A 902-nucleotide genomic window follows, 5' to 3' on the forward strand; every position below is an offset into this window, starting at 1 on the left:
GTGTTCGCCGCTCATGCGGCGTTGGCGGCGGGTCGGCGGCCGGAGTTGGTGGCGCGGCGGCCGTTCCGGGACTATCTGCGGTGGCTGGCCGGGCGGGACCGGGGTGAGGCCGAGCGGTACTGGCGTGGGGTGCTGGCCGGGTTCGAGGCGCCCACGGCGTTGCCGTTCGACCGGGTGCCGGCGCCGGGGCACGCGGCCAGCTCGGCCGACTGGCTGCCGGTCAGTCTGGGTGAGGCGGAGACCGCGCGGTTGGAGGAGTTCGCCCGGCGGCACCGGTTGACGCTCAACACGGTGGTGCAGGGGGTGTGGGCGCTGCTGCTGGCCCGTTACGGCGGGCAGCGGGACGTGTGCTTCGGCGCCACCGTGTCCGGCCGGCCGGCCGACCTGCCGGGCGCGGACGCGATCACCGGGATCTTCATCAACACCCTGCCGGTGCGGGTCGCCGTGGACGAGGCCGCCGGGTTGGCCGACTGGCTGCGGCGGTTGCAGACCGCGCAGGCCGAGGCGCGCCGGTTCGACTTCGTGGCGCTGGCCCAGCTGCAGGGCTGGGCCGACCTGCCCGGCGGGGCCAACCTGTTCGACAGCGCCGTGGTGTTCGAAAACTATCCGATCAACGACCGGGCCGCGGCCGCGCACGGGCTGCGCATCCGCGACCTGGACGCGGTGGAGACCACCAACTTTCCGCTGATCGCCGTCGCGATCCCCGGCGACCGGTTGACCGTCGAGCTCGGCTACGACCCCACCCTGTTCGACGCGGCCACCATCGACCGCATCGCCGCGCATCTGGCCCACACCCTGCGCACCCTCGCCGACGACCCCACCGGCCGGGTCGGCGACCTCGACCTCCTCACCCCCGACGAACGCCACCGGGTCCTCGCGGACTGGAACGACACGGCACGCGA

Annotated in this window: 1 protein-coding gene; it reads left to right on the plus strand. The window is 74.2% G+C overall.

What is annotated here, in order from left to right; all coding sequences use genetic code 11:
• Positions 1-902, plus strand: a 902-nt coding sequence (locus HC031_RS32225; protein ID WP_240943301.1) for a condensation domain-containing protein, incomplete at both ends; no start/stop codon positions are given.

It is taken from the genome of Planosporangium thailandense (assembly GCF_011947195.1).
Taxonomy (GTDB): Bacteria; Actinomycetota; Actinomycetes; order Mycobacteriales; family Micromonosporaceae; genus Planosporangium; species Planosporangium thailandense.